Origin of the sequence: Paraburkholderia sp. Clong3, from assembly GCF_050436485.1 — a bacterium.
In the GTDB taxonomy this organism is placed as follows: domain Bacteria; phylum Pseudomonadota; class Gammaproteobacteria; order Burkholderiales; family Burkholderiaceae; genus Paraburkholderia; species Paraburkholderia tuberum.
Genome location: NZ_JBNDMH010000004.1, coordinates 225,496 through 246,583, shown reverse-complemented (window position 1 = coordinate 246,583; position 21,088 = coordinate 225,496). Strand labels below are relative to the sequence as shown.

Annotated in this window: 17 protein-coding genes and 6 pseudogenes; 6 read left to right on the top strand and 17 right to left on the bottom strand. The window is 59.9% G+C overall.

Translation table 11 applies throughout. The features are described from left to right. Positions 1-434 precede the first annotated feature (434 nt). A protein-coding gene (locus OKW30_RS39190; protein ID WP_429346789.1) for an IS3 family transposase occupies positions 435-1,612 on the top strand; the annotation gives its coding sequence in 2 pieces (ribosomal slippage) (positions 435-702 and positions 702-1,612; 1,179 coding nt in all). On the opposite strand, the gene OKW30_RS39185 is transcribed toward OKW30_RS39190, so the two are convergent. Next, entirely contained in the window at positions 1,605-2,564 is a 960-nt protein-coding gene (locus tag OKW30_RS39185; protein ID WP_429349397.1) for a polysaccharide biosynthesis/export family protein, read from the bottom strand. The genes OKW30_RS39190 and OKW30_RS39185 overlap by 8 nt on opposite strands. 94 nt (positions 2,565-2,658) lie before the next feature. Beyond that, positions 2,659-2,775 carry a sugar transferase gene (locus OKW30_RS39180; protein ID WP_429349396.1) on the bottom strand — a complete coding sequence of 39 codons (117 nt, stop codon included), beginning with the start codon at positions 2,773-2,775 and terminating at the stop codon, positions 2,659-2,661. A 74-nt stretch (positions 2,776-2,849) separates the two neighbouring features. Between OKW30_RS39180 and OKW30_RS39175 the strand changes: the two genes are divergently transcribed. Then, positions 2,850-4,027 (top strand): IS3 family transposase gene (locus tag OKW30_RS39175; protein ID WP_429346789.1). Its coding sequence is split into 2 segments (ribosomal slippage): positions 2,850-3,117 and positions 3,117-4,027, totalling 1,179 coding nucleotides; the frame shifts between segments, so codons are not numbered across the junction. 30 nt (positions 4,028-4,057) lie between these two features. Here OKW30_RS39175 and OKW30_RS39170 read toward each other — a convergent pair. Both OKW30_RS39170 and OKW30_RS39165 read right to left on the bottom strand, forming a co-directional pair. After that, positions 4,058-5,296, bottom strand: a pseudogene (locus OKW30_RS39170) (exopolysaccharide biosynthesis polyprenyl glycosylphosphotransferase); the annotation flags it as partial. 260 nt (positions 5,297-5,556) lie between these two features. Then, positions 5,557-6,519, bottom strand: coding sequence for a GlxA family transcriptional regulator (locus tag OKW30_RS39165; RefSeq protein WP_429349395.1), 963 nt, complete (start codon positions 6,517-6,519; stop codon positions 5,557-5,559). Between the two features lie 569 nt (positions 6,520-7,088). Here OKW30_RS39165 and rfbC point away from each other — a divergent pair. Then, complete coding sequence (gene rfbC / locus OKW30_RS39160; protein ID WP_429349394.1) at positions 7,089-7,670, top strand: dTDP-4-dehydrorhamnose 3,5-epimerase; 582 nt, start codon at positions 7,089-7,091, stop codon at positions 7,668-7,670. 522 nt (positions 7,671-8,192) lie between these two features. Here the strand turns inward: rfbC and istA are convergent. From istA to OKW30_RS39120, 8 genes and pseudogenes are all read right to left on the bottom strand, one after another. Next, a pseudogene (istA, locus tag OKW30_RS39155) lies at positions 8,193-9,098 on the bottom strand (IS21 family transposase); the annotation flags it as partial. 324 nt (positions 9,099-9,422) lie between these two features. After that, positions 9,423-10,544: pseudogene (tnpC, locus tag OKW30_RS39150) on the bottom strand (IS66 family transposase); the annotation flags it as partial. 30 nt (positions 10,545-10,574) lie between these two features. After that, entirely contained in the window at positions 10,575-10,919 is a 345-nt protein-coding gene (gene tnpB / locus OKW30_RS39145; protein ID WP_429349393.1) for an IS66 family insertion sequence element accessory protein TnpB, read from the bottom strand. Beyond that, complete coding sequence (gene tnpA, locus OKW30_RS39140) at positions 10,916-11,311, bottom strand: IS66-like element accessory protein TnpA (RefSeq protein ID WP_090812654.1); 396 nt, start codon at positions 11,309-11,311, stop codon at positions 10,916-10,918. Before tnpA ends, tnpB begins: the two co-directional genes overlap by 4 nt. A gap of 79 nt (positions 11,312-11,390) precedes the next feature. Further along, positions 11,391-11,594, bottom strand: a pseudogene (locus tag OKW30_RS39135) (PLP-dependent transferase); the annotation flags it as partial. 15 nt (positions 11,595-11,609) lie between these two features. Next, the gene (locus OKW30_RS39130; protein ID WP_429349621.1) at positions 11,610-12,056 is read right to left on the bottom strand and encodes a transporter substrate-binding domain-containing protein; all 447 of its coding nucleotides are present in this window, start codon (positions 12,054-12,056) and stop codon (positions 11,610-11,612) included. Positions 12,057-12,209: 153 nt separating this feature from the next. After that, a complete protein-coding gene (locus OKW30_RS39125) occupies positions 12,210-12,722 on the bottom strand; it encodes a plasmid pRiA4b ORF-3 family protein (RefSeq protein WP_429349620.1) in 513 nt (170 codons plus the stop codon). 82 nt (positions 12,723-12,804) lie between these two features. Further along, positions 12,805-13,113, bottom strand: a pseudogene (locus OKW30_RS39120) (transposase domain-containing protein); the annotation flags it as partial. A 4-nt stretch (positions 13,114-13,117) separates the two neighbouring features. On the opposite strand from OKW30_RS39120, the gene OKW30_RS39115 reads away from it, so the two are divergent. Beyond that, positions 13,118-13,339: a helix-turn-helix domain-containing protein gene (locus OKW30_RS39115; RefSeq protein WP_429349619.1), complete on the top strand. Its 222-nt coding sequence runs from the start codon at positions 13,118-13,120 to the stop codon at positions 13,337-13,339. A gap of 44 nt (positions 13,340-13,383) precedes the next feature. Further along, on the top strand, positions 13,384-14,841 hold the full coding sequence (locus OKW30_RS39110) for a sensor domain-containing diguanylate cyclase (RefSeq protein ID WP_429349392.1): 1,458 nt from the start codon (positions 13,384-13,386) through the stop codon (positions 14,839-14,841). 299 nt (positions 14,842-15,140) lie between these two features. On the opposite strand, the gene OKW30_RS39105 is transcribed toward OKW30_RS39110, so the two are convergent. The 4 genes from OKW30_RS39105 to OKW30_RS39090 form a co-directional block, all read right to left on the bottom strand. Further along, positions 15,141-16,316, bottom strand: coding sequence for a PDDEXK nuclease domain-containing protein (locus tag OKW30_RS39105; protein ID WP_429349391.1), 1,176 nt, complete (start codon positions 16,314-16,316; stop codon positions 15,141-15,143). Continuing rightward, positions 16,313-16,591 carry an HU family DNA-binding protein gene (locus tag OKW30_RS39100; RefSeq protein WP_429349390.1) on the bottom strand — a complete coding sequence of 93 codons (279 nt, stop codon included), beginning with the start codon at positions 16,589-16,591 and terminating at the stop codon, positions 16,313-16,315. Before OKW30_RS39100 ends, OKW30_RS39105 begins: the two co-directional genes overlap by 4 nt. Before the next feature lie 374 nt (positions 16,592-16,965). After that, positions 16,966-17,655, bottom strand: coding sequence for a hypothetical protein (locus OKW30_RS39095; RefSeq protein WP_429349389.1), 690 nt, complete (start codon positions 17,653-17,655; stop codon positions 16,966-16,968). Positions 17,656-17,968: 313 nt separating this feature from the next. After that, complete coding sequence (locus OKW30_RS39090) at positions 17,969-18,484, bottom strand: SHOCT domain-containing protein (RefSeq protein WP_429349388.1); 516 nt, start codon at positions 18,482-18,484, stop codon at positions 17,969-17,971. Positions 18,485-18,935: 451 nt separating this feature from the next. On the opposite strand from OKW30_RS39090, the pseudogene OKW30_RS39085 reads away from it, so the two are divergent. Then, a pseudogene (locus tag OKW30_RS39085) lies at positions 18,936-19,399 on the top strand (SET domain-containing protein). A gap of 886 nt (positions 19,400-20,285) precedes the next feature. Here OKW30_RS39085 and OKW30_RS39080 read toward each other — a convergent pair. Then, entirely contained in the window at positions 20,286-20,888 is a 603-nt protein-coding gene (locus OKW30_RS39080) for a hypothetical protein (protein ID WP_429349387.1), read from the bottom strand. Positions 20,889-21,088: the final 200 nt, after the last annotated feature.

Below are 21,088 nucleotides of genomic sequence, written 5' to 3'. Positions count from 1 at the left end.
CGACGACCTGCGCCCGGCAGCGGGCGCACAGAAAGAGGCGGCCAGTGGCCGGCATCGGCAGTCCCCGTCAATGCCGAAGCGGAATCGACGAGGCGGATCAGCCGTGCCATACTGGCCCGGCACCCGTACCCCGTTGTGCGCGTGTGGGGCTCGACACTGGAATGAACTTGGCGGTTAGGACCGGTGTCGGGCCTGTTTCTTCGGCGGTCAGTTGTAGTCGTTCTTCTACCGCATCCCGATTCCCGCGTCATCCCCCTGCCGAACCGAACATCCCCGGTGCGTCTGCGCTCGCCCTACGGGCTCCCTCCGACGCACCCGAATGTGAGCCTCATGAAACGTCCCAGAGTCGCCGGGCTGAACAGCAATCGCGTCGCCCGGCTGTCCGACGCCGCCATCCAATGTCGGATTCCGACCGCCATTCACAACAGAGCTAGATGACAAGGAAGCGCCGACAATTCGATGCCAGCTTCAAGCTGGAAGTGGTGAAGATGATACGAGACCAAGGCTTGTCGGTGGGCGAGGTTTGCCGGTCGATGGACCTTGGCGAGACGGGGGTACGGCGCTGGCTGGCGCAGTACGACGCGGAATGCGCGGGCGGTGCTGGCGCGGGCAAGCCGCTGACGGCCGAACAGCAACGCATTCGGCAACTGGAGGCGGAGAACCGGCAACTGCGTGAAGACAACTCCCTGCTAAAAAAAGCCTCGGCCTTCTTTGCACGGGAACTGAAGTGAGTTACCGCGCGGTAGCCCACTTGCAAGAGAAGGCCGTATCGGTCAGTGCCGCGTGCCGGGTATTGGGGGTAAGCCGCTCGGGCTACTATGCGCACCGGCGCGCCAAGCCGAGCCCAAAGCGCCTGCATGAGCAGACCCACATCAGGGCAGCATTTGCTGCCAGCGGCGCGAGCTACGGCAGCCGGCGTGTGATGCATGCCGTACGCGAGCAAGGGCTTCGCACGGGCCGCCATCGGGTGCGCACGCTGATGCGCGAAGCGGACTTGCGCACGACGTGGAAGCGCAAGTTCGTTTCGACGACCGACAGCAAGCATACGTTGCCGGTGGCCGAGAACGTGCTGGACCGTCAGTTTGACGTGGCTGAGCCGAATCGGGCGTGGGTTTCGGATATCACGTATATCCGCACGGCCCAGGGCTGGCTTTATCTGGCGGTCGTGCTGGACCTTTACTCGCGCAAGGTCGTGGGCTGGTCCATGGCACCCAGCATGCCGGCCGGATTGGTCATGTCGGCACTGACCATGGCGTTGCAGCAACGCCGGCCAGTGCCGGGATTGGTCCTGCATTCGGACCGTGGCAGCCAATATGCAAGCGACGCATATCAAGCCTTGCTCAAGCGGCATCACGTGGTTTGCAGCATGAGCCGCAAGGGAAATTGTTGGGACAATTCGGTGATGGAACGCTTCTTCCTGAACCTGAAGATGGAGCGCGTATGGCAGCGCCGGTACGCCAATCACGACGAGGCACGGCAGGACATCACGCAGTACATCGTCGGCTTCTACAACCCCGTGCGCTTGCACTCGACTTTGGGCTATCTGTCGCCCGCCGCCTACGAGGCGAAATCGACAGCAAAAGAACCTATCTGCCTGTCCGAAATTACTTGACCACCACACTATTGACACTGCCAGCTTGCGAGATTGCATCGCTTAGCGAAAGGGACCCATCCTTCATGGGCAGTGCTGTAACCGGCTTGTTCACTTCGCCCATTACGTACACGCCGTTTTCGTCTCGCGATGGCACGCGAAGGGCATCACCGCTACGAAGTTGGATAAGCCGCGGGTCACTGCCGCTAGCGCTAAGATGCGGCAGGTTTAAGTTGTATACCTGCTTACCCCGTGACAGCGACATACGGCTCTGATCTGCTGCCGCGGTAAAGCCACCTGCACGGCTTATTGCCTCATAGAGCGACATCGGAATGTCATTGAGAGACAGTTCTCCAGGCGTGTGCACCTCACCATCGATGTACACCTGGCGCGCTCGATATGACGCGACGCGCAGAGTTATCTGCGGATTCTTGTACGCAACCCTACTGAGGACGACGGTCAACGTTTTCTGCGCTTCCTCGGTTGTCAGGCCGGCCATTTGTACGCTACCGGCGTATGGAAACTCGACATTTCCGCGCTGATCAACTACAAAGCCGGGCACCGGGTCGGCCTGGCGGGTAACCGTCTGTGTTTGTGGTCCCTGTGCGGCAATCAGCTCGGGGTGGCCCCAGACAATAATCTGCAGAACATCTCCTACGCCGATGGTGTAGGGACTAGACGGGACGGTCAGCTCACGAACCGCTCCTCTGTCATTGCCTTGCTCCTTCTCTTTGAGCATCTGCAACAAACCAACAGTAATCTCCTGGATTTCGACGCGCTTCCCGGTCTTCTTGCCGGAAGAGTCGGCCGAAACCGGCAACTCGGGTGGCCGCACCATCCGCATCCCCGGCGCAACGGAGCACCCGCTAAGAAGTGCGATAAGGCCCACAAGACCACCACCCGCTAGAACGCCGCAGGAAAAAAGGCGACGTACCTTTTCGATAAACACATTTGATGAAGCCATAACATCCATCTGTTTTAATGTTCCTGTCACTCGAGCGAGCGTCGCACTTACGTATCAGCCGGGATTCGCCCGAGGGGGTCCACTGCGGGGCGCTCGGAAAACGTTAGTAAGCGTTGCGGCTCACAAATCCTTTTACGATGGTCGCAAGGACGATCCTCACATCCAGCATGAACGACCAATTCTTTATGTAATACAAGTCGTACTCCACACGCTTTTCCATTTTCTTGTAATGGTCTAATTCCCTCGGACAGGTCGATAGGAGGACAATCCGGAATCGACGAGGAACAGAGCTAGATGACAAGGAAGCGCCGACAATTCGATGCCAGCTTCAAGCTGGAAGTGGTGAAGATGATACGAGACCAAGGCTTGTCGGTGGGCGAGGTTTGCCGGTCGATGGACCTTGGCGAGACGGGGGTACGGCGCTGGCTGGCGCAGTACGACGCGGAATGCGCGGGCGGTGCTGGCGCGGGCAAGCCGCTGACGGCCGAACAGCAACGCATTCGGCAACTGGAGGCGGAGAACCGGCAACTGCGTGAAGACAACTCCCTGCTAAAAAAAGCCTCGGCCTTCTTTGCACGGGAACTGAAGTGAGTTACCGCGCGGTAGCCCACTTGCAAGAGAAGGCCGTATCGGTCAGTGCCGCGTGCCGGGTATTGGGGGTAAGCCGCTCGGGCTACTATGCGCACCGGCGCGCCAAGCCGAGCCCAAAGCGCCTGCATGAGCAGACCCACATCAGGGCAGCATTTGCTGCCAGCGGCGCGAGCTACGGCAGCCGGCGTGTGATGCATGCCGTACGCGAGCAAGGGCTTCGCACGGGCCGCCATCGGGTGCGCACGCTGATGCGCGAAGCGGACTTGCGCACGACGTGGAAGCGCAAGTTCGTTTCGACGACCGACAGCAAGCATACGTTGCCGGTGGCCGAGAACGTGCTGGACCGTCAGTTTGACGTGGCTGAGCCGAATCGGGCGTGGGTTTCGGATATCACGTATATCCGCACGGCCCAGGGCTGGCTTTATCTGGCGGTCGTGCTGGACCTTTACTCGCGCAAGGTCGTGGGCTGGTCCATGGCACCCAGCATGCCGGCCGGATTGGTCATGTCGGCACTGACCATGGCGTTGCAGCAACGCCGGCCAGTGCCGGGATTGGTCCTGCATTCGGACCGTGGCAGCCAATATGCAAGCGACGCATATCAAGCCTTGCTCAAGCGGCATCACGTGGTTTGCAGCATGAGCCGCAAGGGAAATTGTTGGGACAATTCGGTGATGGAACGCTTCTTCCTGAACCTGAAGATGGAGCGCGTATGGCAGCGCCGGTACGCCAATCACGACGAGGCACGGCAGGACATCACGCAGTACATCGTCGGCTTCTACAACCCCGTGCGCTTGCACTCGACTTTGGGCTATCTGTCGCCCGCCGCCTACGAGGCGAAATCGACAGCAAAAGAACCTATCTGCCTGTCCGAAATTACTTGACCACCACATCTCGACGCGGTCCGTCTCGCCACGAAATCCGTTGACCTGCGCCCAACCGGTAATTCCCGGCTTGATTCGGTATCGATGGATGTAGTTATCAATTACCTTTCGATAGAGTTCATCATGTTCTATCGCATGGGGACGCGGACCTACAACCGACATTTCACCGCGCAATACATTGATAAACTGGGGAAGCTCATCGAGACTCGTTCGCCTAAGAAACGATCCAACTTGGGTGATGCGGGGGTCACGGCGAGTCGCTTGAGTGACGACGCCGGTTTGTTCCCCATGTTGGCGCATCGACCGAAACTTGTAGATTCGGAACACGCGGCCATCTGCCCCCTTCCGATACTGCCGGAAGAACACTGGCCCTTTCGAAGAAAGCTTTACAGCAATCGAAATGGCAATGAATGCCGGCAGTAGTGCAACCAGCGCGGCGAATGCGAACAGACGATCAAAAACTTCTTTCGGCACAAGCGAACGGGTCGGCACCGGTGAAGCAATCAGATTGATGGCAGGTGCACCAATCAGGTCGATAACGCCCCCGGCAAAGAGCGCAACACTCTGCACATCTGGGATAAAGCGCACATTAACCAGGTCATAGCGGAACTCGTCTACGACGCGCTGGATCGTTTCCTCTTCCGAAAGCGGCAGTGCAAGCCAGATCTCTTGGACCCCGTCGCGCCGAACATGAGCAACAAACTCCGGGAAGTTGTTGTGTATCGGTACCAGTACACCAAGAGATTTTCCGCCGTCACGCACATTGAAGACAACAGCGACCCGGAACCCGTTGTCCGGAGTTCCATCGACGTTCTCCACAAGTTCACGGCAATGCTTACCGTCGCCGACTATCGCAACATTCCGCAAGTTAAGTCCGGCATGGCGAATCTTACGCAGGGTGCTATATACAACGAGTCGCACGAGAATGAGCGCGCCGCCAGACATCACCGTCCAGTAAGCGAACCAAAGACGAGATATCAACTCTGCACGATGCAGTGAAAACATCACGACCAGTCCACACGCCTGCACCGCCAGCCAAGCAATAAACACCTGCCGAAGTAGGCGCCACACCGGACGACCTCTCCATGACTCATATAAACCGAAGGCGGGGAAGAGAACAAGCGCGATCGCCAGTGCGAGCGTGACGTGAGGGCTATCTGGTCGCCCCTGAAGGTACTCGCCAAAGCGTATGTTCGTTGCCAGCAGCGCGCCTGCAACCACGCAGATGCCGTCCAATGAGCGGGCCCCGAGTCCTTGTCCGCTTTGCATTTCTTTCTCCTTCAATAAGCGTCGAACCTTGCGTCACGTCGCGTCAAACCGATTTAGGCCGGCCTGCGCATCTAGGTGTCCAAATCGTGTCTTTTCTTAAGTTACCTATGCGGAAGCCAAAGAGGACATGCCCAAGTAAAGATTTATAGCCTTTCTGGACTCCTAGCGGAGCGGTACTGCAAGCCGGTCCCTGATGACCGACCGATCTACGCGATCCATCAACGCAGGACGCGGGAGAACTGAGAATTGCCTGCTGCCTACTACGCCGGCGACTGCCGACAGCCTAAGCGTGCGCGGAACTCAGTCGGAGTCGCCGCAAAGCGCCGTTTGAAGACACGAGACAGGCGCGCTCCGTTTGTCCACCCACACTGCTTTGCGATACTGTCGATTGGCAATCTGGTTTCGACGAGCAGTCTTGAAGTTAGGTCGAGTCGCGCTTGAGTCAGATACTCTGAAGGCGTAACGCCGATCTCCTGCTTGAAGCGGCGCAGGAAGTTTCGCTCACTCATGGCCGCAATCCCCACTGCATCGCGAACAGAGGTGACATGGTCGCAGTTCTGCCTTATCCACTGCGCCGCAGCCCTGATCTTTTCAGTTGCGGTGTCCTCACGCGTTGGCGGAAAGATCAACGAGAGGCCGCCTCCTCCGACCGGGCGGATACGAACCGCAATTTCGCGTGCGGCCTCCTCACCAATGTCTTTCGCAACCATCTTCAGCGCATTTTGCGCGGGCTCAACACTGTCAGCCAGATCGTAAAGCGAGGCGCCCACGCCTATGCCGTTCAATCCCGTAACCATTCCTTCATTTAACGCGCGTGTAGACCGGTTTCGCACCGCAACTTCCAATAGTCGCCACCCTTCACCGATTGGTGCAATCTCCACACCGCGCCCGACTAGGTCCGATAGCCAATTGACGACCCGGCTGTCCAGGAGCGCATTCCCGACACCCGGTCCATCTGCTATGAACACTGCGTCGAACTCGGCAACGTCGCCGAAATCGCATGCGCGTGTCCATATGTCAATTGACGAGGAACATCGAATTTTTGCACCTTTCGCTGAGTAAAAATTGACGTTGTACGGCCTGTGATCATGATTGCGGCTTCTATAGATCTCATTGGCGAGCTGGAATATCTCAGCAATAGCGCTTGTGCTTAGTAGAGAGAATCCATCAAACAACAGAATGCCGATATGACGAGCGACGGATCGCCCCTTCTTCTCTTGCACTTCGTCATCACATCCGCGAACGCTACGCTTCATCTTTTCCCCGACCGCGCGATCCGTCGCTTGTTTCTACTATGTTCCGTATTACGTTTCCTTGCGTTGCGGCGCATCATATCTTGATCGCGGCTCAACGAAAGATGCCTAGCATAAACAAACAACAGAATGGCGGCGAAGTGCAAATCGTTAGAACGCAAATTGATGTCGATATTCGAGTTTCATAGTTAAGAATGACCCCGATCAAGACTCCTGAAGATGATGGCCAGCATTGCTCTTGCCGCTTAAACTCGCTCATGTTATTGAGGAGAACAGGAGGGATGCTCGCCATCGACTTGAAGGGTCGTAAAGGGGGTCGAAAGTCGAAGACGGGTATGCGTATCGCATGGCGCACGACGTCACGCGCGTACTCTCAGTTGCGGCTTCGCTTTGGACGTCGCGTCAGGAAGAAACGTGCGCATCTGTTCCGGCAGCACATGATGGCGGATTCATATAATAGTTTGTCTGCAACGTAGCTTGAGCAGCCAAGGCATTCGGAATCAAGCTATCGATTCACGCATCGGGTCTTGAGACCTTGAATGAGCACATCTACCCTTTTTTCCGCCCAATCCATGCCTTGTCGTATACGCCATACCAACATCCGCGATGTGAAGATCGTCGAACCGCACATCGCTAACGATGCGCGCGGGCTGTTTTTTGATAGCTTCGACCAGGAGTGGTTTGAAGAGAATGTGGCGCGCGGGTACACCTTCGTTCAGGATCAGCATATGGTCTTTTCCCGTAACGTATTGACCGGACTCCACTATCAGATTCAGCAGCCTCGAGGTCTGTTGTTGCGAGTAGTTACCGGCGAGGTATTCGCCGTTGCGCTCGATCTCCGACGGTGGTCAGTCACATTTGGGCGCTGGGTTGGGGAGCGGATCTCTTCGGCAAACAACTGGCAGATGTGGATTCCACCGGGATTCGCCTATGGATTTCATGTGCGCTCGGACGTTGCAGAGATACTTGTCAGAGCGACGTCGAAGCGGATCGCAACCTTTGAGCGCACTGTTTGCTGGAACGATCCCGAGATCAATATCGCGTGGGGCATGAAATCCGAACCTATCGTGACAGGACCGTCCGCAAACGGCGCAGGCCTTCCCGCTGTCGAAGTTTACTAAGCTGCACGTTTCAAGCGACAGGTGATGACTGAATCCATGCCCGATTCCGACAGAATGAGAGACCTGTCAGACGGACGGTAGACAATGCGCGGCTGATACCCAGTAGAGTGGCGCCCGGTGTCGAAGGTCGGATTCTCTTGGTCCAGACGTCCTTCACGGCCCTTGCTGCCACAACCCCCGTCCGTGGCCGGCTTGCTTCCGTCCTTCGTGTTATCACGGAGGACCGCTTTTTTTCGTGTATTGACGGGTCTCGATTCTACCCACGCCGATTGACCAGCTCGGCCGCTTGGGGCGCCGTTCAAGAACAATTCTAATCAATCATGCTCAAAGTCACGAAGGCGGTCTTCCCAGTTGCAGGTCTCCGCCCCCTTTGGGGAAAATGCGGGCGGCATTGACAATGCCCGGTCAAAGTTCCCTTTGATAGTCGCTTACGCGTGGGCGGAGCGACGGACTTCGTCAACGTTCTACGGAAGTCGCTATGCAAGCCCTTGCCAGGGCAACGAGAGAATGCCTGCGTTGACTCGGAGATAAGGAAAAGGGGAAGAACTGCAGGAAGGGATGTTCGGCCTCGATTCGCTTGGCATTGCGCGCGTTGACGCGACTGACGATCTCGTCGATGAAGCAGCGATAGGCTGCGAGGTCGGTAAAGTCGACGCTGCCACGTAGCAACAGCGCGTCACGGATCACGCTCTTGAGGTGGCCGTGGGGACTCTCGATGGCGCCGTTCTCGTGGGCGATGCCGCGGTTGTTGCGCGTGGGCTGCATACCGTAGTGAGCACACAGCGCTTCGCGATCGAGGTTGCGAAATGCCGCGGAAAGGCTGTCGCTCTGATGCTCGTGCGGCGCGCCACCCAGAGCCCACAACGCGTTCTGCAGCCCTTCGGCAAGTGCGACGTAGCTCTCGCCGCCGAGAATGACGTGAGCGTGCTCAAAGCCCGAGCAGGCCAGGCGGAAGTGGTACAGGCGGTGATCCAGTACGATACCGGCCACGGTGACGCCGGGAGTTTGCATCTCGGTGAAGTCGGATAGCCCAAGACGACCGGGCTCGTGCACCTGACGGAACATAACCTCACGTTCCTCGCCATGGAGTGCACGCCACACGCGGATGCGTCGCTCCAGTGTCCGGCGCACCCCGCGCGACAGATAAGGATGGCGCCGAAGCATCTCTTCCAGCACCCCAACCGGCCGAATGCCAGGAGCGGACTTAAGCAGCGGAACAATCTCAGCGTCGAATATCTCGGCAAGCGGATCCACGCGTCGGCGCTCGCGCGGCGCCTTCTTCTGCGATGGTAAACGCGGATCCTCTTCGATGCGGTAGGCAGTGGCGACGCTGAACCCGGCGCGAGCAGCCGCCCTGGGCGCCCCTTCGTGGAGTCTGTGCTTCATGTAAAGCCTCATCTGGTGGTCGTTGACGTGTCGTCCGGGCACCGAGGCCTCCCATGTCATGGAAGGCTCGTTGATACCCGATTTACCGCGACCACCGATAAAGCTCCCCACTGAGGAGAATCCTTCCCGGCGCGGCGTGGCCAGTCCTCTCATCTTGATTGACGCGCGGCACTACTTCATCGAGGTGCGCAAGCGATAGACCCACATTGGCTAACAGGTTGGACCGGGGCAGGGATAACCCGATAAGGCATATGAACCTTCGTGTTCGATGATCAGATGAGGACCCCGCCAGCGCATTCCATAGAGGCGGGCAGGCATCACGACCTGCGCAAACAGGCCGGACATACGCGTGCGACCTTACCTAGCAGCCTCGATTTCGTAGAGATCGCCGATCATGTCGAGCCATCGCTTCGTGGTTTCCGACGGGGCTGTCTCATGGACGTTGAACACATATCGGCGCGCGTGATCCCAGCAAGATGCCAGACGAACTTTGCCGCTTTCGGTCAACTCGTTGAAGCCGGCATAGCCGTCCGCCTGGAGGACGCCTTCGAATCCGGCGAGATGGGTCTGAGGGTGGATGCCTTTGCGGTCCGGCGAGTACGCGAACCAGACAGCAGCGGGTTCGCGCGAACCTGAGCGTCGGTCATCGCGCACGTAGACCCACAACCGACCGCTCCTGGTCTTCCTGTTGCCGGGCGGGAGCACCGGGATCGGCGTGTCGTCCGCGTGGAGCCTGGCAGTCGCCATCGTGTAGCGACGCAGTGCTTCAGTCAGCAGCCGCCAGAGCTCTTCGCATTGCCCGACCCAGCGTGCCATGGTGGCCCGATCGAGACGTACGCCGTCGCGCGCCGCGATCTCGGATTGCCGATACAGCGGCGTGTGGTTTGCATACTTCGAAACGATGATCTCGGCCAGCAAGCTCGGATGCGCGATGCTGCGCTCGATCGGCAGTCCCGGCATGGGAGGTTGCGCGATATGGCCGCAACCGGTGCAGATCCTCTTGCGACGGATCGTGCGGATGACCTTGAACATCGCCGTGACGCGTGCGAGCTGCTCGGACACGTCTTCGCCGAGTAACTCCATGACGTTGTCGCACTTCGGGCAGTTCGAGGCGGGCTCGAGCACGCGCTTCTCGAGTGGCAGGTGGTGCGGCAAGGCTTCCTGCGGGGATGCCGCAGACACGCCTGAACTTGATGCACGAGCGCGCGCACGGCGGACATCGGCGACGCCGCTGCCCGCTGCTAGATCTTCGAGTTGGGTTTCGAGCCGATCGATCTGTCGCTCAAGTTGCTGGGATTTGCGACCGAAGTGCATACGCCTGAGCTTGTCAATCTGGGCCGTCAGGCGCTCAATCTCCTGGTCCCGTTCGACAATCTCCCGGTCGCGCTCCGCGATTTGCTGCAGCATCTTTGCCATCGACGCCTGCGGCTCGAGCACCAGGGTTTGGAGCTCGGCAACGGTGTCCGGAAGTGGCGCATGATCGCGCATGCGCTGCAGTTTACGAGCCTTCTATCCGGTTTACAACATCGACAATACGGCCGTACGACGGGGTTGTCGCCAATCGATGCCTTCCAGCAACATCGACAGCTGTGCCGACGTGAGATAGATCTTGCCACCATCAGCCTGGGGCCAGACAAAACGCCCGCGGGTAATCCGCTTCGCCAGAAGCCATGGTCCGTCATCAGTTGCCCAGAAAATCTTTACCAGATCGCCGCGACGTCCCCGAAAAATGAACACGTCGCCGCCGAGCGGATTCTCTTCGAGTGCCGTTTGCACCTTCGTGGCAAGAGCCGGGAAACCACTGCGCATGTCGGTTACGCCCGCCGCGATCCACACGCGCGTATCCGTTGGCAGGCCGATCACGATCGCACACTCCTGAGCACCGTACGCAGCGTTTCGGCGTCAACCGCGCCATCGACCTTCACTACCGCCCGGCCGATCCGAACTTCAATTGTGCCGACGGTCGCGGTGGGCTTCACGATCTCCTGTTCGACCGACGATGTCGGCGTGACGGTGACCGGCGCTTCGCTTACGACCGTCACCGGAACAAGCTCGGTTGTCCCAGCATGTTGGTCCGCTCGATACCGTCGCCGCCACCTGAACAACATGTTCGCGTTGATGCCATGTTCTCGGGCGAGCTTCGAAACAGATACGCCCGGTTCACATGCGGCCGCAGCAAGGCACCGCCGAAACTCTGGGCTATGGTTCGGACTGACTTTACGCGTTCCCGACGCTGGTTTCTCTTCTGATCCCAAAATGGCTCCCGCTACTCAAGTGGTGGGAACCACTTTGGCGTCTCCGACTGCACAGATCAAGACGGCCGTGCCGTGACGCTTACTTTGCAACTCGCACGACGGACCGCATGTCGCAGACTTCCATCGTGGTGGAACCGGGTGCCTCCATCCAAATAAGTTTGGTTTGGCCGCTTTTTACCAAATTACAAAGCGACTGCAAGTTCATGGGATCGTAAAAACCAAACGTCACACCATAGCGCGATAGAACCTCCCCCGCGAACTGCTTGACGGGCGGATAGATGTTATCGGGAACAAGGCATCAATCCGGCCTCCCTGCGGAGCGGCGATACCAGCGGTATTGTCCTGATACATCTGAATGCGTTCTTTTGAAATACCCCGCGACCGCATCGGCCGTTGTGGAGTCGCCACGAATATCGCCTACTCGAATCTGAGGATTCTTTGCGATTCCATCAAACCCATGGATATCCAAGGGATTGCCCTTTTTCACGGTAGCAGAGACGCCACTGGAGTTGACCAAATCGGAGAAAATAACTTGCTCACACCGCGCCCGCGTAATGTATAGGCCTGCGGCGACAACGTCGATCCTTCTTGCCAGAAGACTGGGGATGAGAGCGCTCCAATCCATGACGACGAAATCAACTTTTTTAACCCCCATCGTACTGACCACTGCTTCAATCACGTCAGGATAGATACCCGAAACTTCACCTGACTTACTGGTCACTCCCCAAGGCCACGTGTTTGCAATCCCGATCGTGAGCTCGTCCTCTTCAGATACCTTTTTTTCAGCGTCTGCGCGTTAGCAGCGGGCGCCATCGCCGTTGTCGCAACTGCGAATGCCAATCCGAGCATTACCGTGCGCCGCTTCAAGGTAAGCGACATTTGGCGGCCGCCTTGACGATCAGAATTTGATCTCGAAGAGGCGTTGGTTGACGTCCTTGAGGTCAAAGGCAGCAGGATCGAAGCTACCGCCGCACCAGTCGAGCAACCGCTGGTGTTCCTCATGAGCCGGATCGATGATCGCGTCGAGGAACTCGATGTAGCCGGGTACGCCGCCAACATCTTCCGGCGGACAGGCATTGCGGCCGTCCAGGCAGATGGGCGAGCGCAACTCAGGATCAGGCGGCAGGACCTTCTCGACCTTCACGCGATGCTGCCAGTTGTCACCGTAATCGTAGATGTAGGTGAATGACTTCAGCGCACCGAGCGCACGGCCCAGGTTCACCCGCGCTTCGTTGAGCTTCGGCGGGTCACTCGGGAAGTCCGGATCGGGCACCCCGTAGTTGATGTCGCCGAACACGAATTCGTGCAGGTGGCCGCCATCCCAGCCCATCGCCCATAGCAGCACGACGTGCAGCTTCGGCAGCCTGATCGAGGCGGGGGCCAGTACCCGTCTCCAGACCGCTGGCTTCAGATACTTCAGCTCGATGTGCAGCTGGTAGACCGGACCTGTGAATTGACCGCGCGCAACGCGGGTTTGCGAGTCGATGCCATCGTCATGCAGCCTGACGGAGCGGCTGCTCCAGCGGCATCAAACGCCACGGCAGCAACTCGTCGATCCGGTTGATGGGATGCTCTGCGATGCGCTCGAACACCGTGCGCAGGTATGCATACGGTTCGATGCCATTTAGGCGTGCCGTGCCGATCAGGCTGTAGATGACCGCCGCACTCTGTCCGCCGCCATCAGAACCTGCGAACAGATAGTTGCGCCTGCCGAGAACGAGCGGCCTGATCGATCGCTCCGCGGTGTTGTTATCTATCTCGATGCGCCCGTCTTCACAGTAGCGCACCAGCGCATGCCAGCGCAGCCTGATCGTTGAGCGCACGAGCAGCGGTCGGGCCGCGGCCAAGGCGCGCGGCACCAGGTTCGGCCGTAAGCCGACGCTCACGCCGACGCAGCTTGACCATATCTATCGTCTGGCCGACGAGGGCAATACCGGCATGCAGGAAATCGCGGCTTTGTTCGGCATTCACCGATCTACCCTCTTTCGCCTCCTGTCGCAGCGCTCCGACTCTACAAAGACAAGGTAAACATGCCGTCACTACCCAATAAGAATAACTTGCTCAGGTGGCTCATGGGACCGCACGCTCTTTTTTGGGGCGGCTTGGTCATTGCTGTCGTTATGGTGTCGCTGTGCGTCACCTCCCTCTACCAGAGTCGCAAGGATGCACTGGACCGGGCGCGCGAAACGTCGCGAAACCTCACGCTCATCGCAGAACGCGATATCGAGCGCAATTTCGAGCTTTATGCGCTTTCGCTTCAGGCCGTTGTTGATGGGCTCGGCAATCAGAAGGTGATGGCCTTGCCGCCTGATCTGCGAGGACAGCTCCTGTTCGATCGGGCCGCGACCGCAAAAAATCTGGGTTCGATGCTGGTGCTAGATGCGTCGGGCAACGTCATCATCGACGCCGGCAACGATACACCGCGCAAGGGCAACTTCGCCGACCGGGACTACTTCAAGGTCCAGCGCGACAACCCAAATGCCGGCCTCTACGTGAGCGCCCCCTTCCGCTCCCGTCTGCGCAATGGTTCGCCAAGCATCGCGTTGAGTCGCCGGGTATCGCACCCGGACGGCTCATTCGCCGGCATCGTGCTGATGGCGATTAGCCTGGAGTATTTTCACGATCTGTTCGGAGGACTGTCGTTTGGCCCTCACGGAGCCATTTCGCTGATCGCCGGCAACGGCCTCATGATCATGCGTCAGCCCTACGATTCGAAGATTGTCGGGCGCGACGTCAGCAGGGCCAGCACCTTCAGGCAGTTCAGGTCCGCGCCGGAAGGCAGTTTTTCCGACACTGCGTCGATCGATGGGGTGCGCCGCCTTTACTATTTCAAGAACTTCCCGCATCTGCCGCTGATCATCATGGTTGCCGAAGCGGAGCCGGATATTTATGCCGCGTGGCACCGGCGGGCGCTCACGATAGGCTCACTGATGGGCGCGTTCGCGTTGGGGTTCATCGCACTCTCATTCATACTCGGTACACAGCTCCAGCGTCGCCTGCGTGCTGAGTCCGAGTTGCAGTTGCTCGCTAGAACTGACAGCCTCACTGGTCTCAACAACCGGCGCACCCTAGGGGAGATTCTCGAACAGGAGTGGCGCAGGGCCAAGCGCACGCGAAGCGTGTTCTCACTGCTGTTTGTTGATATTGACCGATTCAAGGCTTACAACGACACATACGGCCACCAGGCAGGCGATGATGCACTGGCTGCCGTGGCTCGCTGTATCGGCGACAACATTCGGCGACCGGCCGACACCGCAGCTCGCTACGGCGGCGAAGAGTTCATTGTTGTCCTGCCCGACACTCCGCCGGACGGCGCGTCCGTGATTGCCGAGAAGATCCGTTCGGCCATTAGTGAACTCGCCATTGAACACGCGGGCAGTGAATACGGACGCGTAACGGCCAGCATCGGTTCCGCGAGCTGGGATCCAGAGCAGGATGTTGATGTAACGACAGTCATCAAGGCAGCCGACGAGGCTTTGTACAACGCCAAGGCGACCGGTCGAAACAAGGTGGCGACGAGCCTCGCTTAAGTTGCGGCCAAGGGGCCGGCGACGTATCGGAAAACGTAAGCTTGCTGAAACGACGGCGCGCAATATGCCGTGACGACCTTGGCAACATGAGCATTGCCAAAATCGGCTGCTTCCTGAAACCGCGTACCTTGCGTTGGTCGCCAAGGTCAACCTCTACTGGCGGCTGGATGTGACAACCGGGGCGTTTGCAGAAGTGCCTCGCCCGGGTCTGCGCCAGTGCCCCACATGAGCACCGCACGCAATGTCGCTCCTGTGCCAGCAAGCGTTGCAGCCGCAAGCGACTGCCGTCACGACCCAGTTTATTCGGCATCGCCAGGCTCGCCGGACATTCCCCGCCGTTCCAGTTCTGCACGGGACCGTTCGAGCTCCCGCGCGATCAGCGTTTCGTCGGGAAGCACGGTCTGATACTCGGCGGCCAGAATCCTGTTGGGCAGATTGTCGAGCGCATAGTGGGCCTCGGCCGCCCCTTTCTCCGCACACAGGATCAGGCCGACCGGCGGGTTTTCGCCGGGCTTCATCCAGTGCTCACGTGCGTAGTTCAGATAGAGATGCATCTGCCCGGCGTCGGCATAGCTGAAGCGGCCGACCTTCAGATCGATGATGACCAGGCATTTCAGGCGCCGGTGGAAAAACACCAGATCGACCCGGAACCACGTGTCGTCGATTCTCAACCGCCGCTGCCTGCCCACAAAGGCGAAGTCGTCGCCGAGCTCAAGCAGGAAGTCTGCCAGGTGCTGGATGAGCGCAGCCTCGAGATCCGACTCGGAATACTCGTCCCTGATGTCGAGAAACTCGAGTACGAACGGATCACGAATGGCCTCCTCGGGTGTGAGGAGATCACCCGGCTGGGAGTCAGCTGCTTTCCTGAGCAGTGCCGCCTTGTTGCGTGACAGTGCCAGCCGCTCGTAGAGCTGGCTGCCGATCTGGCGGTCGAGCTGGCGCACCGACCACCCTTCGCGCAATGCTTCCGTCTCGTAAAAGGCGCGGGCCGCGGCCGTCTTCACGGAAAGGAGGCGCACGTAGGCGGACCACGGCAGCGTGAAGCGCGCGGCGAGCGCCAGGTAATCCGGCGCGTCGTCCGCTGCATCGGTGACCGGTTTGTCCGCCGGTGATTTGCCAGACAGTGTCTGGCAAATCGGCGCCGACGCAGAATGTCCAGACAGTGTCTGGCAAATCTCGCTGGCGGGCCACGCCAGATAGAACGCACGCATGCTGACGAGGTTCGCCCGACTGAACCCGCGCCCGAAGCGCCGGGTCAGGTCACCGGCGAGCCGCGCGAGGAGCGCCTGCCCGTATTGCGCCCGCTCCCGGCCGCCTTGCTCTACCGTCACGATCCGTCGACCGATTTCCCAGTAGGCCGCGGTCATAACCGCGTTCACGCTGCGCGCAGCCGAGAGTCGGGCGGACTCGAGCACGCTGACAATTTCGCGGTGGAGGCCCGCGTAAATGTCGGCCTCGACGAGATGCTTCGTCATGACGCGTTCACGGCCTCCCTGAATGCCTTGCCCGCCGTGAACTTCACCGTCTTCGCGGCCTCGATCTGCATTTCGGCACCGGTGGCCGGATTGCGGCCGGTGCGTGCGGCGCGCTGTCCCGTCGAGAATGAGCCGAAACCGACCAGTTGCACCGTGTCGTCAGCGGTCACCGCGCGCGTGATCGCCGCGAGCACGGCATTGATGGCTTCGCCGGTGGTGGCCTTGCTGTCGCCGGTGCGCGACGTGACGGCGTCAACCAGGTCCTGTTTGTTCATGTCTGCCTCTATCTGATCAGCGAAACCCGCAACGTACCGCATTGGGCCGCCGGAACGCAAACGCGCGTGCCTGCCGAAAGTAGCGCCCCTCCCCTGCTGCGTTGTCCCGGTGTCGGCGGCCGAAAGGTGGGCGCAAGCAAAATCGCCACATCTGATAACCGGCGTCATCGCGATCCGGCACTGGCGCGAGCGGCGGGCTGCCAGCAGGAACCCGCGCACACGCCCGATGGGTGGCGCACTGCGCCGGCGTGCTGCGCGCTCAGCGACTCCCGGGCGGCCGGCTCGACAGGGTGCGCCGGTACTGATCGACCTCGAGCAGCAGATGGTCGATCCGCTCACGCAGCTGGCCGTTCTGCGCGCGCAGCGCGTCCGCCTCACCGCTCGCCTGCAGCCCGCACGGCATCGTTCTGCATCTTGAGGAAGCGTTCGGTGCCGGCCAGCTGTGCGGCCGTCTGCGCGAGGGTCGTCGTGCCCAGGCCGGCGCGTTCGATCGACGCGTGAAGCTCACCGAGCAGCCGGTTCACGTGTTCACCGGCCAGATCCCGCGCCGCATGCGCTTCGCCGAGTTCGCGGTGCAGCTGGGCGTTCGCCTGTTCAAGACGCCGGATCCGCGCCTGGGCATCTTCCAGCGCCGCCTGCAACCGCGCCAGGGCCGGCTGGCGAGTCTCGCCCTCACCGCCCGCATCGCGTGCCGTGACCGTCCCGTGCTCGACGGCCCGCTCGCGCTGTGACGCGTAGAGCGGCGCGAGCGCCTCGCGCACCACGGGGGCCAGCGCCTGTCGCATCAGTTCGAGATCGACCGGCCGCTTGTCTGCACTGCCCGGCTGTGAGATCGGCGCGAGCGCCTGCGCACGCAGGATCGCCTGCTGGAGCGTCGGGGCACTCGGATGGCGCTGGACGCCGACCTGCGGCGCGACATCGCGCAGCAGCCGGCTATAGGTGGTGGCACCAAACACGCGGCCGGTAATCGCCCGGACTTCCGCGATCAGTCCATCCAGAAAGCGCGCGTTGTCGAGCGGGAAATCCCGGTCGATCGCCGCGATGCCATTCACGATCGCGAGCAACTGTGCATCGTTCCACTCAACAGGGCCTGCAAGAGACAATAGCAATGTCCAGAACGCATGCGGCGAGTCCCACACGGACTGGGCTTCCCAGTGAGTACGGGACGTAGTTCGGCACGGGAGATAGTCAATCTTATGGAAAGCTTCGCATAAGGCCGAGTTGCTGACTGCCAGCATCTGGCAGGTTCCGGAGCAAACTGGCCGTTGAAATGACGGCTCAGGGATTCTCGCGAACGGTAATCATTGGCCAGCTGTCGATGCAGCCGGCGCTATTCTACCCTGCACGCGATTGCGCTCGACGGCTTCTCTCAACGCCTCAAAGTCCTTGAATAATCGACGCCCGCTTCGCATCGTACTCATCCTTAGTAATCAGGCCGTGCTTGTAAAGGTCGTTAAGATCCGACAATCGCTGGGTGTTGCTTGCGGGCGCCGCATTGACAGTACGCGCCGGACATGCTTTCGCGCAAAGATGCATGGCGTCTGTGCACTGATGCTGCGCCTGAATCGGAAAGAGGGTGAACTTGCCGAGGCATTCCGAATAACGGGCAGTGCAGGCCTGTGCGCAACCCGGTTCGAGTTGGCTGGTATCGATATCTGAAACGCTTGCGCATCCTGCGAGAACTAGGATGGAAGCAAGAAGCGCGGCTCGGATCATTTGGTCTCCCCGGATCTGATTTTCTGGCTCGCTCATTGCTGGCGGATGATCGCCGCCTGCGTCGTGGCGCGAGTCTAATACAAAGCGGACGTTCCGAATCTGAGCAATGACGCCCCCCGGGAGCCACCGACCTGCTCGAATGTATTTGACCGGCGGCTGAGTGACCACGACACGCATGGATCACGCCGATAACGACGCATTCCCCGCGGCGAGTTCTGTGCCGCGGGGTGCGCTCTTCTCCCCAGTACCCCGATCGCGCCCTGTTCGTTGCGACTTTTATCAGCATATCGCCTGGTTCAAATTCGCCGTCGGGCAAACAGACGATCGAAATGGGCGCAATTCCCGAAATGTGATCGACCCGCGACGATATCGAGCCCTGGCAGTTGACGGTTCCGAAGCGAAATGCATCGGCGTCGATCAAGACATCTATTGCGTGGCGGCGCAGAACCGACCTGACTACGTTCCGGGAAGCGAATTGTGGCGACACGGGAATCCGATCATGGACCGTCGCGTGTTGACAGTTACTACACAGTCAAGAAAGACATTGATCGTCTGCTGGCGTGGGGCTATGCTGCGCATCGCTCATCAACAGGACTCAACGACCCTGGGTCGGGAAGGAAGCTACGCCATGCGATTGCGACGCATCACCGCACGACATTCACCGGTGCATGGCATGGGACTGTTCGCGCTTCATCCGATCGCCGCTGGAGAAAAAGTCATTGAATACAAGGGGGAAGTGACGAGCTGGCGACGCGCCGACACCCCCGCGCCGCCGCCCGGCAGCGCTCCGACGCCGGCCATACCTTCGTGTTTGGCCTGTCCGGTGGACGGGTGATCGACGGCAGCCGCGATGGCAACAGCGCCCGCTTTCTCAACCACGCCTGCGCCCCCAACTGCGAGGCCGTCGAAACGGGCGACCGGGTGTTCATTCACGCGCTCTCCCCGATCGCGCCGGGAGACGAGCTTTTCATTAATTATGGTCTGGCGGTCGACGGCTCGATCACCGACGAAATCCGCGCACAGTACAGCTGCCATTGCGGCGCCGCAGGATGTCGGCGAACCATGCTCGGCAGCTTCATCGAGGCACCTTGAGCCCAGTGCCGACAGACGTCCAATGCTCCCACGTTTCCGGTGTCCAACTACTTTCGCTGGCGAGCGCGCTCGATCGCCTCGTCTGCGATCGATTTCGGCGTTTCAAATATCACGCCGCCATCCCATTCGAGCTTTACACGCGCACCACAAATGGCACACGTGGATGCCTCGCCGTCGTGGGAGCCCTCATCCAGACGTGCTTCACCACGATGACCGCATACCGTGCACCTATACACGTAAAGGACTTTGCCAGACCGCGACATCCCGCTCTCCCGTTTTCCTTGCTTCAGACCTGATCGTGTCGAGCGGGACATCGATCTCGCGCTGTCGCCGCGCGGCTTCGCCAACTATCTGCCATTCCATGTCGCCCGCCGCCTTATGGGCGCAGCATACGGACTGATTCCCCCGGAAGCTGTTCGATCACGGTTCGGTGCACGTCGATGAGAAACGGCTCGCTTAATCGGTCACCAGGCGCCTCGTGCGCCATCACCCGAACGGTATCCCTCCAGTGAGGAGACGTCAGTGCCAGCAGAGCTGCGTCACGCACTCTCCCCGTTTGCCTATAGTTCGTCATTGGCTAGCCACATCATTGCGCCGACGCGCACGTTGCCCGCAATCATCGTCCAGGTGTTATCTTCCTCGTCGACCGCGATGCATTCCGGTTGCCAGTGCTCCAGATTGTGCAGCCTTCACCCAGCTCTGTACTTCGCTCTTGAACAGCACGACGACACCGCCTCGACCAACGTGTCGGTTCTCCTGCCGCCAACCGAACGCGATATCAAAGGGCTTCACGGGACTTTTAATGGCGCGAGCAGGCAAATGCTATTCATCCGCGTAGCCCGCTGCGGCCCGCTGGACCATCGGCAGGTTTACCTGCTCGACCGGATCAAGGCTGTTGCGACCGCCTCGCCTGCGCCCAGGCTGCTTGCCGCCAATCACCTCCAGCGGGGCTAAGGCCGCCGAGCGAGCGCCGCGGATTCGTGAAGAACGCCCATTTGCTTGCGCCGGGCAGTGCTTTCAATGCCCGGGACGCGCGGGCAACCGTGCGCCGGTCGAGGCTCTCGTCCACAAAAAAGGCAGGGTAATAGCTGATCCCGTTGGGGCCGTCGAGGGTGAACAGCGATCCCGTTTTCAGCCGCTGGTTGATTGCCTGCCGTGTGACGCCCGCACGTCTTATGAATTCCGCTGGCTCGAGCAACCGCCCTTCCTTTGCGAGCTTCGCTCGGGCTGCCATCGCCTCCGCAAACATATCCGATTCCACGGAGGACATGCCTGCACGCCGCCCCGCCCTGGAGTCCGCTGCGGAACGGGCGCGCTGCGCGGGCGCACGGCTGCGGTGGCCGGGTCCCGGTTTCGAAGCCGGCGCGATCTCGCCCGCCGCGTCGGTTACGGCCGCAAGCGCATCATCGAAACCCTGCGCAAATAGCGCGATCGACTGCGCGAACTTCTGCTGCTTTTTCTCGGGAAGCTGACCGATATCGGCCTGCATTGAACTGGCCACGACCGTGGGATCGCTTCCGGGGTCCGCGCGCCGGTACGATCGAGCACCTTCGCAGCACGCACGAGTAGCCGCGAAAACTCTGACGCTCGTATCGTTGCCGTAGACATGACGTCTCTCCCTGGGAACGATGAGGGTAATCCGAAGATGGCAATGCCGTCCAAGTTGTCAAGGTAGTAAAGGAAGTGAAC

Excerpts from the sequence above, each read along its gene's own strand:
- OKW30_RS39105 (WP_429349391.1), bottom strand. The coding sequence starts at position 16,316 with ATGACGAAGCATCTCGTCGAGGCCGACATTTACGCGGGCCTCCACCGC.
- OKW30_RS39080 (WP_429349387.1), bottom strand. The coding sequence starts at position 20,888 with ATGCAGGCCGATATCGGTCAGCTTCCCGAGAAAAAGCAGCAGAAGTTC.
- rfbC (WP_429349394.1), top strand. The coding sequence starts at position 7,089 with ATGAGCACATCTACCCTTTTTTCCGCCCAATCCATGCCTTGTCGTATA.
- OKW30_RS39185 (WP_429349397.1), bottom strand. The coding sequence starts at position 2,564 with ATGGATGTTATGGCTTCATCAAATGTGTTTATCGAAAAGGTACGTCGC.
- OKW30_RS39180 (WP_429349396.1), bottom strand. The coding sequence starts at position 2,775 with ATGGAAAAGCGTGTGGAGTACGACTTGTATTACATAAAGAATTGGTCG.
- OKW30_RS39110 (WP_429349392.1), top strand. The coding sequence starts at position 13,384 with ATGGGACCGCACGCTCTTTTTTGGGGCGGCTTGGTCATTGCTGTCGTT.
- OKW30_RS39100 (WP_429349390.1), bottom strand. The coding sequence starts at position 16,591 with ATGAACAAACAGGACCTGGTTGACGCCGTCACGTCGCGCACCGGCGAC.
- OKW30_RS39090 (WP_429349388.1), bottom strand. The coding sequence starts at position 18,484 with ATGCGTGTCGTGGTCACTCAGCCGCCGGTCAAATACATTCGAGCAGGT.